Source organism: Pseudomonas sp. 10C3 (genome assembly GCF_036346185.1).
Classification (GTDB): Bacteria; Pseudomonadota; Gammaproteobacteria; order Pseudomonadales; family Pseudomonadaceae; genus Aquipseudomonas.
The window spans coordinates 1-13933 of the sequence record NZ_JASJVE010000039.1; the positions used below are offsets into that span (position 1 = coordinate 1).

13 protein-coding genes are annotated in these 13933 nt (G+C 59.8%); 5 read left to right on the forward strand and 8 right to left on the reverse strand.

The window, feature by feature from the left end; translation table 11 throughout:
- Positions 1-51 precede the first annotated feature (51 nt).
- Positions 52-1899: a dihydroxy-acid dehydratase gene (gene ilvD / locus QN399_RS24785; RefSeq protein WP_322176903.1), complete on the reverse strand. Its 1848-nt coding sequence runs from the start codon at positions 1897-1899 to the stop codon at positions 52-54.
- Between the two features lie 287 nt (positions 1900-2186).
- Positions 2187-3383 carry a class I SAM-dependent rRNA methyltransferase gene (locus tag QN399_RS24790; protein ID WP_322176902.1) on the reverse strand — a complete coding sequence of 399 codons (1197 nt, stop codon included), beginning with the start codon at positions 3381-3383 and terminating at the stop codon, positions 2187-2189.
- 216 nt (positions 3384-3599) lie between these two features.
- Here QN399_RS24790 and QN399_RS24795 point away from each other — a divergent pair, with 216 nt between their 5' ends.
- From QN399_RS24795 to QN399_RS24805, 3 genes are all read left to right on the forward strand, one after another.
- Positions 3600-4412, forward strand: a complete 813-nt coding sequence (locus QN399_RS24795) for an HDOD domain-containing protein (protein WP_322182928.1) — start codon at positions 3600-3602, stop codon at positions 4410-4412.
- Positions 4413-4444: 32 nt separating this feature from the next.
- On the forward strand, positions 4445-5257 hold the full coding sequence (gene mutM / locus QN399_RS24800) for a bifunctional DNA-formamidopyrimidine glycosylase/DNA-(apurinic or apyrimidinic site) lyase (protein WP_330201826.1): 813 nt from the start codon (positions 4445-4447) through the stop codon (positions 5255-5257).
- A 127-nt stretch (positions 5258-5384) separates the two neighbouring features.
- Positions 5385-5723, forward strand: coding sequence for a multidrug transporter (locus QN399_RS24805; protein WP_322176900.1), 339 nt, complete (start codon positions 5385-5387; stop codon positions 5721-5723).
- A gap of 18 nt (positions 5724-5741) precedes the next feature.
- Here the strand turns inward: QN399_RS24805 and ggt are convergent, their stop codons facing one another.
- The 6 genes from ggt to QN399_RS24835 all read right to left on the reverse strand — a co-directional run bounded on the left by ggt (position 5742) and on the right by QN399_RS24835 (position 12151).
- Positions 5742-7448 (reverse strand): gamma-glutamyltransferase, encoded by a 1707-nt coding sequence (gene ggt / locus QN399_RS24810; RefSeq protein WP_322176899.1) that lies wholly within the window; start codon positions 7446-7448, stop codon positions 5742-5744.
- A gap of 64 nt (positions 7449-7512) precedes the next feature.
- On the reverse strand, positions 7513-7764 hold the full coding sequence (locus tag QN399_RS24815; RefSeq protein ID WP_219062877.1) for a YfhL family 4Fe-4S dicluster ferredoxin: 252 nt from the start codon (positions 7762-7764) through the stop codon (positions 7513-7515).
- Between the two features lie 82 nt (positions 7765-7846).
- Positions 7847-8326: a pantetheine-phosphate adenylyltransferase gene (gene coaD / locus QN399_RS24820; protein ID WP_322176898.1), complete on the reverse strand. Its 480-nt coding sequence runs from the start codon at positions 8324-8326 to the stop codon at positions 7847-7849.
- A 149-nt stretch (positions 8327-8475) separates the two neighbouring features.
- A complete protein-coding gene (locus QN399_RS24825) occupies positions 8476-10071 on the reverse strand; it encodes a GMC family oxidoreductase (protein WP_330201827.1) in 1596 nt (531 codons plus the stop codon).
- Between the two features lie 49 nt (positions 10072-10120).
- Complete coding sequence (locus tag QN399_RS24830; RefSeq protein WP_330201828.1) at positions 10121-10666, reverse strand: twin-arginine translocation pathway signal protein; 546 nt, start codon at positions 10664-10666, stop codon at positions 10121-10123.
- Between the two features lie 54 nt (positions 10667-10720).
- Positions 10721-12151, reverse strand: coding sequence for a coniferyl aldehyde dehydrogenase (locus QN399_RS24835; protein ID WP_322176895.1), 1431 nt, complete (start codon positions 12149-12151; stop codon positions 10721-10723).
- A gap of 194 nt (positions 12152-12345) precedes the next feature.
- Between QN399_RS24835 and QN399_RS24840 the strand changes: the two genes are divergently transcribed.
- Positions 12346-13017 carry a TetR/AcrR family transcriptional regulator gene (locus QN399_RS24840; RefSeq protein WP_322218460.1) on the forward strand — a complete coding sequence of 224 codons (672 nt, stop codon included), beginning with the start codon at positions 12346-12348 and terminating at the stop codon, positions 13015-13017.
- Between the two features lie 50 nt (positions 13018-13067).
- Positions 13068-13922 (forward strand): sulfurtransferase, encoded by an 855-nt coding sequence (locus QN399_RS24845; RefSeq protein WP_322176893.1) that lies wholly within the window; start codon positions 13068-13070, stop codon positions 13920-13922.
- The last annotated feature ends 11 nt before the right edge of the window (positions 13923-13933 follow it).

Genomic DNA, 13933 nt, shown 5'->3' on the forward strand with positions numbered 1-13933 from the left:
AGATGTGTATAAGAGACAGCTGTAGGAGCGGGCTTGTCCGCGATGGCGGTCTTACGGCATCAACTTATCAAGCATCGCCTTGTCACGCACTGCACCTTTGTCGGCGCTGGTCGCCAGCAGGGCGTAGGCCTTCAGAGCGGTGGTCACTTTGCGCGGGCGCTTCTCGACCGGCTTCCAGCCTTTGGCATCTTGCTCGGCACGGCGTCCGGCCATTTCTTCATCGCTGATCAACAGGTTGATCGAGCGGTTCGGAATGTCGATCAGCACTTTGTCGCCATCGCGCACCAGACCAATCGCACCGCCCGCTGCTGCTTCTGGCGATGCGTGGCCGATGGACAGGCCCGAGGTGCCGCCGGAGAAGCGACCGTCGGTGAGCAAGGCGCAGGCTTTGCCCAGGCCTTTGGATTTCAGGTACGACGTCGGGTAGAGCATTTCCTGCATGCCCGGGCCGCCTTTCGGACCTTCGTAACGGATGATCACGATGTCGCCAGCCTTCACTTCGTCGGCGAGGATGCCGCGTACGGCGCTGTCCTGGCTTTCGAAGATCTTCGCGTTGCCTTCAAAGACATGGATCGACTCATCGACACCTGCGGTTTTCACCACGCAGCCGTCCAGCGCGATGTTGCCGTACAGCACGGCCAGGCCGCCTTCTTGCGAATACGCGTGTTCCACGCTGCGGATACAGCCGTTCTCACGGTCGTCATCCAGGGTTTCCCAACGAGTCGACTGACTGAATGCAGTCTGGGTCGGAATGCCCGCAGGACCAGCCTTGAAGAAGGTGTGTACCGCTTCGTCGTCAGTCTGGGTGATGTCCCATTTGGCGATGCCTTCGGCCATGGTCTTGCTGTGGACGGTCGGCAGATCGGTGTGCAGCAGGCCACCGCGAGCCAGTTCGCCGAGGATGCTGAAAATCCCGCCGGCACGGTGCACGTCTTCCATGTGGTACTTCTGGATATTCGGCGCGACCTTGCACAGTTGCGGCACTTTGCGTGACAGACGGTCGATGTCCTTCAAGTCGAAATCGATTTCACCTTCCTGTGCCGACGCCAGCAAATGCAGGATGGTATTGGTCGAGCCACCCATGGCGATGTCCAGGGTCATGGCGTTTTCGAAGGCTTTGAAGTTGGCGATATTACGTGGCAGTACCGACTCATCGTTCTCGGTGTAGTACTGGCGGCACAGGTCGACGATGGTGCGGCCAGCCTGCAGGAACAGTTGCTCGCGGTCGCTGTGGGTCGCCAGTTGCGAACCGTTGCCCGGCAGCGCAAGGCCCAGGGCTTCTGTCAGGCAGTTCATCGAGTTGGCGGTGAACATGCCGGAGCAAGAGCCGCATGTCGGGCACGCACTGCGCTCGTATTCGGCGACTTTTTCATCGCTGGCTTCGGAGTCAGCGGCGATCACCATCGCGTCGACCAGGTCCAGACCGTGGCTGGCCAGTTTGGTCTTGCCAGCTTCCATCGGGCCGCCGGACACGAAGATCACCGGGATATTCAGGCGCAAGGCGGCCATCAACATACCGGGGGTGATTTTGTCGCAGTTGGAAATGCAGACGATGGCGTCGGCGCAGTGGGCGTTGACCATGTATTCCACGGAGTCGGCGATGATCTCGCGGCTCGGCAGCGAATACAGCATGCCGTCGTGACCCATGGCGATGCCGTCATCCACGGCAATGGTGTTGAATTCCTTGGCCACGCCACCGGCGCGTTCGATTTCGCGAGCGACCAGTTGGCCCATGTCTTTGAGGTGCACATGGCCGGGCACGAACTGGGTGAACGAGTTGGCGATGGCAATGATCGGTTTTTTGAAGTCGGCGTCTTTCATCCCGGTGGCGCGCCACAAAGCGCGAGCGCCGGCCATATTGCGGCCGTGGGTAGACGTTTTCGAGCGGTAATCAGGCATGGAGCGCTCCTGGCGGCAAATCAGGTATCAGGAAAGGGAGAGAGCTTCTATTGACGACACAGACACCCGGCAGTGACCGGATGCTGCGGTGAACCGATGACGCCACGGGATCGCCGCGCGCTCGGCCTGAGCTCATAAACCCGCCGGGGATGACTGGCGATGAATAAAGGCGATTCTACACCTGCGGCGTCAGGAAGGAATGCCGAAGGTCGTTCCGACCTTAATCGCGGGCAAACCCGCTCCTACAGTAGGAGCGGGCTTGCCCGCGATTGGCCGAGAAGCAGTGATCAGCTGTTTGGCAGCAACCGGCAGGTCATGCTTTTGATATAGCGCGTTTCGGCAATCGCCGGGTGCACCGGGTGGTCCGGGCCTTGGCCGCCGCGTTCCAGCAACTGCATGTTGCGGTCCAGATGGCGGGCGCTGGTCAGGAGGATGTTTTGCAGGTCGTCCTCCGGCAGGTGCATCGAGCAGGAAGCGCTGATCAGAATCCCGTCTTTGCTGAGCAGGCGCATGGCCTGTTCGTTGAGACGGCGGTAAGCGCCTTCGCCGTTTTTCAGGTCTTTTTTGCGTTTGATGAAGGCCGGTGGATCAGCAACGATCACGTCGAAACGCTCTTCGCCGTTTTTCAGCTCCTTCAATGCTTCGAACACGTCGCCTTCGATGCACGCCACTTTGTCGGTGAAACCGTTGAGTGCCGCGTTACGTTCAACGCCGTCCAGCGCGAAGGAAGATGCGTCGACGCAGGTGACATCGCTGGCACCGAAAGCGGCCGCTTGCACGCCCCAGCCGCCGATGTAGCTGAACAGGTCCAGGACGCGTTTGCCTTTGACGTACGGTGCCATGCGCGCGCGGTTCATGCGGTGGTCATAGAACCAGCCGGTTTTCTGTCCGGCCATGACCGGCGCTTCGAATTTCACCCCGTTCTCTTCCAGCGCAACCCACTCAGGCACTAGGCCGAAGGCGGTCTCGACGTAACGGTTGAGGCCTTCGGCATCGCGTGCGGCGGAGTCGTTCTTGAACAGGATACCGCTCGGCTTGATTACTTGAATCAAGGCCGCGAGCAGGTCGTCCTTGTGGTTTTCCATGGTGGCGGAAGCCAGTTGCACCACTAGGATGTCGCCAAAACGATCGACCACCAGACCCGGCAGCAGGTCGGAGTCGCCGAACACCAGGCGGTAATAAGGCTTGTCGAACAGGCGTTCGCGCAACGACAGCGCGACGTTCAGGCGGTGTACCAGCAACGATTTATCCAGCGGCACTTTGATGTCGCGGGACAGCAGGCGTGCGCAGATCAGGTTGTTGGGGCTCATTGCCACAATGCCCAACGGCTTGCCGCCGGCAGCTTCCAGAATGGCTTGATCGCCCGCAGCAAAGCCGTTGAGCGGGGTGGCGGCTACATCGATTTCGTTGCTGTAGACCCACAAGTGGCCGGCGCGCAAGCGACGGTCGGCATTGGCTTTGAGGCGCAAGCTAGGCAGGGACATGACGTCGCTCCGGAAAAAAGAGCGAGATTATAACGCGTCATCCACGCTCGGGGCCCTGATCACTGGAATAAACCACTGGCGGAGTCTATTGCATCGTTCTGAGTGTTGTCGGATGCCCCTCCACAAAGGTTAAAATTGCCGCCTAGTCCTGAGTGTGTATTTATGTCCCAAGCGCTAACCACCGAGCAGATTCAGCAGGCCTTGCAAGGCATCAGTGTGCCGCCACAGCCGCAGATCATGGTGGATTTGCAGATGGAGCAATACATGCCTGATCCGGACCTGGGGGCGATTGCCCGGTTGATCGCGCAGGATCCGGGCTTGTCCGGCGCATTGTTGAAAATCGTTAATTCACCGTATTACGGCCTGACCAATAAAATCGCCTCGATTGAGCGCGCGGTAAATCTGCTGGGCAGTGCCTCGATCATCAACCTGATCAACGCGCAGTCGATCAAGGGCGAGATGACCGACGAAACCATCGTTACCCTCAACCGTTTCTGGGACTCCGCGCAGGATGTGGCGATGACCAGCCTGACGCTGGCCAAACGCACCGGCTCACAGGCGGTGGACGAGGCCTATGCGCTGGGGCTGTTCCATGACTGTGGCATTCCGCTGATGCTCAAGCGCTTCCCCAACTACATGAGTGTGTTGGAAGACGCTTACGCCAAGGCGAGCCCGACCTGTCGTGTGGTGGACACAGAGAACCATACATTCAATACCAACCATGCCGTGGTCGGTTATTTCACCGCCAAGTCCTGGCGTTTGCCGGAGCATGTCAGCAACGCTATTGCCAACCATCACAATGCGTTGGCGATCTTCCAGGACGAGTCGGGTCACAACAGCCAACTGAAGAACTTGCTGGCGATCCTGAAAATGGCCGAACATGTCTGTGCGTCCTATCGGGTGCTGGGCAATCAGGGTGAAGACCATGAGTGGAACAGCATCGGTCATCTGATTCTGGATTACGTGGGGCTTTCCGATTACGATTTTGAGAACCTCAAAGAATCCATTCACGAGTTGGGCGTCCGCTAGCCCGATCACTCGTTCCTTTGTCCGGGTCGCCAATGCCTGAATTACCTGAAGTCGAAACCACCTGCCGGGGCATCGCGCCGTATCTGGAAGGTCAGCGCGTCAGTCGCGTGATCGTTCGTGACCGGCGTTTGCGCTGGCCGATCCCCGAGGACCTGGACGTGCGCCTGTCCGGGCAGCGGATTGTATCGGTGGCGCGTCGCGCCAAGTACCTGTTGATCAATGCCGAGGTCGGAACGTTGATCAGTCATTTGGGCATGTCGGGTAATTTGCGTCTGGTCGACGCCGGATTGCCTGCGGCCAAGCATGAGCATGTGGATATCGAGCTGGAGTCGGGCATGGCCCTGCGCTACACCGACCCGCGCCGTTTTGGTGCGATGCTCTGGAGCCTTGACCCGCTCAATCACGAATTGCTGATTCGTCTCGGGCCGGAGCCGTTGACCGAGCTGTTCGATGGGGAACGTCTGTTCGAACGTTCCCGGGGACGCTCAATGGCGGTCAAACCTTTCATCATGGACAACGCGGTGGTGGTCGGAGTCGGTAATATTTACGCGACTGAAGCCTTGTTTGCCGCCGGTATCGACCCGCGTCGCGAGGCTAAGAGCATCTCCCGGGCGCGTTATATGAAGCTGGCGATCGAGATCAAGCGCATTCTTATCCACGCCATCGAGCGCGGCGGCACCACCCTCAAGGATTTTATCGGCGGCGATGGTCAGCCCGGCTACTTTCAGCAGGAGCTGTTCGTTTACGGTCGCGGCCATCAGCCGTGCAAAGTCTGCGGTACCGAGTTGCGCGAAGTAAAACTCGGTCAACGTACCAGCGTGTACTGCCCGCGTTGCCAGACATAGATATCCTGTAATCGCGGCCTTGCCCGCGCCTGCCTGAAATGGCATCTGACAGCTGCAAACCTTGCGTAACCAGCGCCGCTGTTTATAGTGACGATCATTACTACCGTTGAGCTTGAAGGATCACGCCATGAGTCCGTTTCGTACCCTCGCTGTTGCCTTGGCCTTGCTGTTCGGATTGCAGGTGCTGCCTGCACAGGCTCAAGCAGAGTCACACGGGAGCGGAGATCCAACCTACTCCCTCGAAGCGCCGCCGGCCTACGCCATGATCGGCGACCTGTTGATTGCCCGGCCTTTGCTGATCGCGGCAACTCTGGTGGGTGCCGTACTGTTCGTGGTGGCGCTGCCGTTTACCGCAACTGGCGGTGGCATTGGCGACGCGGGCAAGGCGTTGGTGGTGGACCCTGGTAAGTCCGCGTTCGTCCGCTGCCTGGGTTGTACGGGCGATGGCTACAACAAACGCGAATAACCGGCGTCGCGATAAACGCTAAGGCGCGGCTTGCCTGACTGTCGGGTCGAACACTGCTGGAATCCCAAGCCCGCGAGGATCGCTCGCGGCTTCGACCTTGGCGTTGTCCTTGTTCCAGAACAGCACCTGCTGATTGCCATAGGCGCGCTTGGTGTCCTTGAGGCTGTAGCCGCGTGCTTGCAGCTCAGTCAGTTGCTCTGGAGAAAAGGCGTCGGGTTCGTACTCGATAACATCCGGCAAATACTGGTGGTGATAGCGCGGCACGGCAGGCCATGTCGCAACGGGTTGTCCGTCCAGGTATTGCAGGATCGACAGCAGCACCATGCTCGGAATACGGCTGCCGCCCGGTGTGCCGAAGGCGCTGAACTCGGTTGGACTTTCAATAAAGCTTGGGCTCATGCTCGACAGCGGCCGCTTGCCCGCCGCGATGGCGTTCGCTTGGCTGCCGGCCAGACCGTAAGCGTTGCTGCCTTGCGGGTCGGCGGCAAAGTCGTCCATTTCGTTATTCAATACCACGCCAGTACCGGGCACGCTGAAGGCTGACCCGAACGGCAGATTCACCGAAAGCGTCGCAGCGACCGCATTGCCCTCGCTGTCGAGGATGGCGAAATGAGTGGTGTGATCGCCCTCACGCCATTTAGGCGCAGGCGGCAGGCTGGCGCTGGGCGTCGCGTCGTGTGGGTCGATGTCGCGAGCCAGCTGCTTTAGGTAGTCGCGATCAAGTACATGGGCCAATGGGTTGCTGACGAAATCCGGATCGCCCAGCAAGCCTCGGTCGCGGTAAGCCCGGCGCAGGACTTCGACCACGTAGTGGGCACGCTGCACCTTGTCGGCCTCACGCCACGGCAACTGCTGCAACATCGTCAGGCTCTGGGCCAGCGCGATGCCGCCTGCGGAGGGTGGCGGGGCGCTGATCAACTCGCGATTATCCGCTAATGGGAAGCGTAGCGGCGCGCGGGCAACCACTCGATAGCGCTGCAGATCGTCGTCTGTCCAGATGCCGCCAGCGGACCTGACCCCTTTGACCAGCGCCTGACCGGTCAGGCCTTCGTAGAAACCGGCGCGCCCCTTGTCGGCAAAACGATCAAGGGTCAGCCCCAGTTCCGGTTGTTTGATGATCTCGCCCAGCGCCGGGATGTTCCCGTGGCGCAGAAACAGCCGGGTGCTCTCCGGGTCGTCGCGCAAGGCGGACAAACGCCAGCCAGCGCGCTCCCGGTAAACAGGATCGACGGCAAACCCCTGATACGCCAAGCGGATGGCCGGGGCCAGCGAGGTTTTCAGCGGCAGTTTACCGTAATGCTCGGCCAGTTCGACCAGCGCCGCTGGCAAGCCCGGAATGGCGGCGGCCAGTGGGCCGTTGAGCGACAGCGTGGGTTGTACCTTGCCGTCGCGGCGATACATGCTCTGGTTGGCCTGGAGTGGTGCGCGTTCGCGGGCATCAAGGAACTGATAGCGAATCGGCTCAGCGCTTTGCCGCAGCAGGAAGAACCCGCCACCGCCCAGCCCGGAAGCATAAGGCTCGACCACCGCCAGCGCGGCACTGACCGCCACGGCAGCGTCGAACGCGTTGCCGCCGATGAACAATATTTCTCGACCGGCGGCTGTGGCTTGCGGATGGGGGCTGGCGATGGCGGCCTGTTGCGGTGCCTTGGCCTGAGCGGCAAGGGCGCACAGCAGGAGCAGGGCGCCGAGCAGGGAGGGGAGACGATTCAGCGTACGGGTCATCCGGAACTCGCTTTTGTCGACAGGCAGTGCAGCCCGGCTGGCGAGTGCAGGAGCGTCGAAGGGGCTAGGCTTTGTGGGTCAAAATCAGGTATTTGGCCATCAGTTCGTCTTTGCTCTCGACGTGGGTTTCATCCAGCGGGATGCAATCCACGGGGCAGACTTGCTGGCACTGCGGTTCGTCGTAATGGCCAACGCATTCGGTGCACAGGTTCGGATTGATCACGTAGATCTCCTCACCTTGAGAAATTGCCTCGTTCGGGCACTCGGGTTCGCAGACGTCGCAATTGATGCAGTCGTCGGTGATGATCAGGGACATGAAGCACTCCTGCCACGGGCAGCGCCGGGGCATATGAAAACTAATGCGGCGAATTGTGCCGCATTAGTTCGTCCGATGCACCTTAGCGTTTGAACCGTTCGGTCAACGCCTCAGCTACCGCCGGGTGTACAAACTTGGTGATATCGCCGCCCAGTGCCGCGATTTCACGGACCAGCGTTGAGGAAATGAACGAATAACGCTCGGACGGTGTAAGGAACAGGCTTTCCACGTCCGGGGCCAATTGGCGGTTCATGTTGGCCAGCTGGAACTCGTATTCGAAATCCGATACCGCCCGCAACCCGCGCAGGAACACGTTGGCGTGCTGCTCTTTGGCGAAGTGCGCCAGCAAGGTGGAGAAACCTACCACCTCGACATTGGGCAGGTGTTTAGTGACCTCTCGGGCCAGCGCCACGCGCTGTTCCAGGGGAAACAGCGGGTTTTTCTTCGGGCTGGCAGCAACCGCGATGACCACTTGGTCGAACAGGCGCGAGGCGCGTTCGACCAGATCGCCATGGCCCTTGGTGATAGGGTCGAAGGTGCCTGGGTACAACACTCGGTTCATCGCGTCGTCCTGGTCGGAGTCCGTTGGGGAGTCGGATGGTAGCGCAGCAATCCCGGTGGGCCAAGTCGGCTTATGGATAGCAGGGGCATTATTGCTTTGGCAAATGAGGCGTTTCCGCCGCTTTTACAGCGCCTTCCGGTGCTACGCATCTAAGCAGATCTTAGCCTTTCACCCAGCAAAGTCGCCAGTTGCGCGGTCAGTCCATAGACCGACAGTTGCGGGTTGGCCCCGATGCTGGTGGGAAATAACGAGCCATCATGGATCGACAGATTGCTCAGCTGATGATGCCGGCCAAGGCTATCGCATACAGCGGTTTTTGGCTCTTCACCCATGGCACAACCGCCCATCACATGGGCGCTGCCCAGTCGGGTGCGGTACGTTTCCAGGCTCAAACCGTTGATGACTGATCGTGCCTCGGCCAGGCTTTTCACGTAGCCAGCGTCTTCGTGTACTGGCATCACCGCCTTGGCCCCGCCAGCAAACTGGATCTCGGCCATGCTGTGATAAGCCCGGCGAATGCCATCCCAGGCGTAAGACGACACCTGATAATCGAGCACTGGCGTGCCGTCGCCGCGCAGTTCCACGCTGCCGCCCGGGCTGCCTGGGTGAAAACCGTCACGCATCAAGGCCAGCATCATGTGGGTATTAGGCAGTTGGGCCATGCGCTCTGCGTTTTCCTGGCCGACGCCGCCGAGCAGGGTGCTGGCCAGCGCCGGTTGCAGGGGCGGTACTTCGAGCTTGTAAGACATCTGCCCGGTGGTGCCGTCGGTCCATTGGAAATGGTCGGAATAAATCGACTGCGGTGCGCCGTAAAATGGATTGATCACCCGGTCGAACAACGCTGCGGAAAAACTCGTCAGGTGCAGAAACGTGCGCTTGCCCACGCGCTTGTCCGGGTCCGGGGCGTCGGAGCGCATCAGTAAGGCAGGGCTGTTGATACCGCCACCGGCCAGTACGTAGTGCTTTGCCTTGACTGTGATACTGCGACCGTTGGGCGCCACACAGCGCTCATCCATGCCCACGCATTGCAGGCCGACAACATTGTCACCTTTGATCACCAGCCGTTCTGCGCGGGCCAGGTACAGCAGCTCGCCGCCCTTATCCAGAGTCGCGGGGATGGTCGTGACCAGCATCGATTGTTTGGCATTGGTCGGGCAGCCCATGCCGCAATACCCTAGGTTCCAGCAGCCGCGTACATTGCGCGGGATGACTTTCCAGCTGTAACCCAACTGCTCGCAACCGTTGCGGATCACATCGTTGTTGGCGTTGGGTGGCATGACCCACGGGGCAACGCCCAGACGCTGTTCCATTTTGGCGAACCACGGCGCCATTTCGGCTGCGCTGTGGCCTTTGACCGCGTGTTCTTTGGCCCAGTGTTCCAGGGTTGGTTCGGGGGTGCGAAAGCTCGACGTCCAGTTGATCAGCGTGGTGCCGCCGACGGCTCGTCCCTGGAGGATGGTAATCGCGCCATCCTTGCTCATGCGGCCGATGCCTTCCTGATAAAGGCTGGAATAAGCCTGATCTTCGAGCATCTTGAAGTCGCTGCTGGTTTTCAACGGGCCTTCTTCGATCAGCAATACCTTATAGCCAGCCGCGCTGAGGATTTCTGCCGTGGTGCCACCGCCAGCGCCGCTGCCGATGATCGCGACATCCGCCTCCAGCGTCAGGTCATGGGTCAATTGCGCGCCGCTGTAGGTTTTCCAGCCACGGGCAAGGCCTTCTCGAAACACATCAGGAACCGGCATAGGGCCTCGATCTATTTATTTTTATTGGGGGGGGTGGGGCATGTGTGGTTCAAACAGTCGGCGGGCCGGGATAACCGCAATGCGCCCACGATTCCGGGCGGCTGTACCAAGCCATCGTCACCAGCTTCAGCAAGGCGCCATGGCCCATGCGTAACAGGCTCAATGCGCTGTTTTCCCAGCGATTGAGGAAGGCCGTCATCTGCAACGGGCTGGCATTTTCCCAGCCGCCCCAGACACCGGTCAATGGACCTCGGGTGACGGGCAGCGCCAGTACATCGAACAGTTGCTGCGTCAGTTTGAGCATCTCCGGCGACAGTCGATCAAGGCTGGCGTCGATGCTTTGCAGGGTGCCCGCGATGGCGTTCGGTAGCGCAATCTCACCCAGACTGCCTTTGAGCATCACTGGAATCAGTGCGCGCAGGAATGGCAGATCACTGCTGCGTAATACGGCAAAGCCGCTGGCAGGCGTGCTGGCCGAGCAACCGCTCAGGCTCGCCGCGAGCCCGGCAGAGGACAGGAAGGCGCTGGCGCACAGGCCGATTTTCAGCACGCCCCGACGTGATAGGTTGGGGCTTTCAGACAGGCTGTTGTTCATTGTTTTTGTGGCCCTGTTCTTATGGATTTGTTGGACGGCGGTTGTCAGTCAGGGCTAACGAATGAACAGCTTGTAGACCAGCCGCTGGATCGCCTTGCCGTACGGCGGGTAAATCAACCGGGCTGCATTGAAGCGTTGCTTGATGAAGACACCCTTGGCCTTGCTGAAGGTCAGAAAGCCTTCATGGCCATGGTAGTGGCCCATGCCGGAGGGGCCGACGCCGCCGAACGGCATGTCATCCTGGGCGACATGCATTAGCGTGTCGTTCAGGCACACGCCGCCGGAGTGGGTCTGTTCCAGTACGCGCTGCTGCTCGGCCTTGTTGTAGCCAAAGTAGTACAACGCCAATGGGCGCGGGCGCTGATTGATGTAGGCAAACGCCTGATCAATGCGGCTGTAGGGAACAATGGGCAGCAGCGGGCCGAAGATTTCGTCCTGCATCACGGTCATGTCATCACTGACATTCAGCAGCAGACTGAACGGCATGCGCCGTCCCTGGCCCTGCTCGAACAGCGGAATCACTCGCGCGCCTTTGCTGCTGGCGTCGTCGAGGTAGCGATTGAGTCGGGCCAACTGTCGGTCGTTGATGATCGCGGTGTAGTCCGGGTTGTCGATCAGTGTCGGATAAAACTTCTGTACCGCTTTTCGGTAGGCGTCGACAAACCCGTCGACCCGGTCTTCGGGCACTAACACGTAGTCGGGCGCGACGCAGGTTTGTCCGGCATTCAGGGTTTTGCCGAAAGCGATGCGTTCGGCGGCGTCCTCGAGCGGCACATCGCTGGACACGATGGCCGGGGATTTTCCGCCCAGCTCCAGGGTGACCGGGGTCAGGTTCTCGGCTGCGGCGCGCATTACGTGCTTACCGATGCTGCTGGCCCCGGTGAACAATAAATGATCAAAAGGCAATGTCGAGAAGGCCATGCCGACCTCGGCTTCACCCAGCACAACCGTGACCAAATCTTCAGGGAACACTTGGGCGAACAGGCGCTTGAGCAACTGACCGGTGGTTGGCGTCGATTCGCTGAGCTTGAGCATCACCCGATTACCCGCAGACAGTGCGCCGACCAGTGGGCCGATGGCGAGAAATAGCGGGTAATTCCACGGCACGATCACCCCGACCACGCCCAATGGTTGATAGATCACTTTGGCCGACGCCGGTTGAAACGCCATACCAACGTGTCGGCGCGAAGGCTTCATCCATTTTTTCAGATGTTTGCTGGCGTACTGGATGCCCAACAGGCTTGGCATCAACTCAGCCAGCAGGGTTTCATCGGCGCTGCGGTGGCTAAAATCGCTGTTGATGGCGTCGACCAACGCCTGCCGTTCATCGCTCAATAGCGTGCGCAAGGTCTTGAGCCATTGCAGACGCTGGCCGGCGAGCGGCATAGGATTGGCCGCGAAGGCCCGTCGCTGATTGTTGAACAGCTGCTCAAGCTCATTGAAGGCTTGCTCGGACTCTTGCTGACAGGCGATTTCGGCGGGCATGGTCGTGGCTCGTATTAGCGTTATGCTGTACTTTTAGAGTCATTGCTCTATAAAGTCAAACCCAGAACCGAGCGGTCTTCTTCGCGAATGAAGTCGCTCCCTCAAAATGGGGGGCAATGCGAAGGCGGTATACCTGACATTGCCTGCGCTAAGATGCGGCATATTCTCCACACGTTTAAGCGGTCGAGCTGAACATGGCACCACGCATCAAAACCCGCGAACGTATCGTGCAAAACAGCCTGGAGCTGTTCAATCAGCAGGGTGAGCGCAGCGTCAGCACCAACCACATTGCTGCGCACATGGAAATGTCGCCGGGCAATCTGTATTACCACTTCCCCAATAAGCAGGCGATCATCGCCGAGCTGTTCACCGAGTACGAAGCCTTGGTGGACAGCTTTCTGCGTCCGCCCAAGGGGCGTCTGCCGAGTGTCGAGGACAAGCGTTTCTATTTGATGGAGCTGCTCGACGGCATGTGGCGCTACCGTTTCCTGCATCGCGATCTGGAGCATCTGCTCGACGCCGATCCAGAACTGGCTGCGCGTTACCGACGGTTTTCCCAGCACTGTCTGATTCAGGGCATGGCCATCTACAGTGGCTTCGTCGAGGCCGGTATCTTGCGCATGGATAAGGTGCAGATTGAGTCGTTGACCCTCAATGTGTGGATTATCCTTACGTCGTGGGTGCGGTTTTTGTGCACCACGCTGGAAGACGCCACGCGACTCAGTGAAGACGCCATGCGCCGAGGCGTGTACCAGGTGCTGATGCTGGAACTGGGTTACGTCACGCCAGAGGCACGGGACGCGGTGAATGCGCTGTGTGAAGAATTTTATGTGCCGTTGGGGCGGGCGTTAGAGGAAACGCCCTGACGTTTTTTTTGTCATAACATTGATCTGAATTTTTCTCACAGGAACTTGCCATGTCCATCGCGCAACTGATCAGCCCGGAACAACTGGCCGCTCGCCAACAGCACCCAGGGCTAGTGATTCTCGATTGTCGCTTTGCCCTGGAAGACCCTGACTATGGCCAGCGCAGTTATGCCGAAGGGCATATCGCGGGCGCCAGGTTCGCTGATCTGGAGCGTGATTTCAGCGACAAGGTGATCAAGGGCGTGACAGGCCGTCATCCGTTGCCAAAACCGGACGTGCTGATTCAGCGATTGCAGGAGTGGGGCATCAGCCAGGACAGCGATGTTGTGCTGTACGACGACGGCCCCGGCGCGTTTGCTGCTCGCGGATGGTGGTTGCTGGCGTGGCTGGGCAAGCGTGACGGCGTGTACTTGCTGGATGGCGGCCTCAAAGCCTGGCACGCGGCGGGTTTGCCGTTGAGTCTGGACGCGCCGCAAAACAAGAAAGGGACCTTCACCGGTGAGCCGGATGATTCGTTGCTGCTCAGCGCCCAGGCGCTGCAAGCGCGTCTGGGCCAACCAGACATGACGCTGCTCGATGCCCGCGCCGCGCCGCGTTTCCGTGGTGAGGTGGAGCCGATCGATCCGGTCGCCGGCCATATTCCGGGTGCGCAGTGTGTTGCGTTCAACGAAAACCTGAGTGCCGACGGCCGCTTTCTGCCAGCAGACCAGCTCAAACAACGCTTTGCGGCAACGCTGGGTGATCGTTCGCCAAATCATCTGGTGGCCTACTGCGGCTCAGGCGTCACGGCCTGCCATAACCTGTTCGCGCTGTGCCTGGCGGGGTATCCACTGGGTTCGCTGTACGCCGGGTCGTGGAGCGAATGGATCACCGATCCGAATCGCGCTGTCGCCACTGGCGCCTGAGGTCAGCCAGA